At 60.4% G+C, this 1,389-nt stretch carries 2 protein-coding genes; both read left to right on the top strand.

Going from position 1 to position 1,389, the window contains the following annotated elements; genetic code table 11:
• A partial coding sequence (locus ACY34H_RS30025) for a flagellin (RefSeq protein ID WP_464981053.1) occupies positions 1–677 on the top strand: 677 nt, incomplete at its 5' end.
• 223 nt (positions 678–900) lie between these two features.
• On the top strand, positions 901–1,389 hold a 489-nt coding region (locus tag ACY34H_RS30020; protein WP_464981052.1), incomplete at its 3' end, for a flagellin N-terminal helical domain-containing protein.

The following is a 1,389-nucleotide window of genomic DNA, read 5'->3' as shown; positions in this document are numbered from 1 at the left end:
TTGCCATGACCAACACGCAAAACAGCAAGTCGCTGCTGCAGACTGCCGATGGCGCATTCGACGAAGTGACGAACATGCTGGTACGCATGAAGGATCTGGCGACCCAGGCCGCCGATGCCTCGTCGAGCGCCGATGACAAGACCGCCATGCAGTCCGAGTTCGATGCACTGGGCAAGGAACTGAACAACGTCCTGAACAACACCAAGTTCGGCGGCACGTCGCTGCTGGTGGGCGGCACGCTGGCATCGTCGATGACGTTCCAGATCGGCGCCAGCGCCAGCGAGCAGATGACGTTCGACGCGAGCGCCGCAATGACCGCGCTGACTGGCGCCGTCAGCAGCGCCACCGCAAAGTTCACTGCGCCAACCGTCACCACGGCCGGCACGGAACTGACGAGCGCTGCAAGCACCGCCATCACGAACCTGACGACCGCCATCGACAAGGTCAGCGCCGTGCGCTCGTCGATCGGTGCAGCTGCCAACCGCCTGGACCACATCAACACCAACCTGGGCAACATCAGCTCGAACACCAAGGCCGCTACCGGCCGCATCATGGACGTCGACTTCGCCAAGGAAAGCGCGAACATGACGTCGAACCAGATGCTGATGCAAGCCGGCACCGCCATGCTGAAGCAGTCCAACAGCATGTCGTCGATGGTCATGTCCCTGCTGCAGTAATCCCCGTGATCACCGGTTAGTTACAGCCGGCGTCATCGAAAAGCCAACCTCCGGGTTGGCTTTTTCCGTTGAGCCATGGCGAACGCGGCGCGCATCACGCCAGCAATGCTCGGTCACTGAAAAATTTTTCCGTAGGGCATTTAATTTCAATTCGGAGCGTGTCGCCTTGTATTGATGAGGGCGTGAAACGCATGCCCCTGAAACCAATCACGAGGATGTAATCATGCTGAGCCTTCACACCAACAACGCCGCCCTGTCCGCTCAAAACGCCCTGTCGCGTACCCAGAACAGCCTGTCGACCTCGATGACGCGCCTGAGCACCGGCTATCGCATCAATTCCGCAATGGACGACGCTGCCGGCCTGCAGATCGCGACCCGCCTGAAATCGCAGACGAGCGGGATGACGGTTGCCATGACCAACACGCAAAACAGCAAGTCGCTGCTGCAGACTGCCGATGGCGCATTCGACGAAGTGACGAACATGCTGGTACGCATGAAGGATCTGGCGACCCAGGCCGCCGATGCCTCGTCGAGTGCCGATGACAAGACCGCCATGCAGTCCGAGTTCGATGCATTGGGCAAGGAACTGAACAACGTCCTGCAAAACACCAAGTTCGGCGGCACGTCGCTGCTGGTGGGCGGCACGCTGGCATCGTCGATGACGTTCCAGATCGGCGCCAGCGCCAGCGAGCAGATGACGTTCGACGCGAGC

Source organism: Pseudoduganella sp. jia 9 (genome assembly GCF_055502615.1).
The sequence above is the reverse complement of the archived record's forward strand: the minus strand, read 5'-3'. Positions and strand labels throughout refer to the sequence as shown.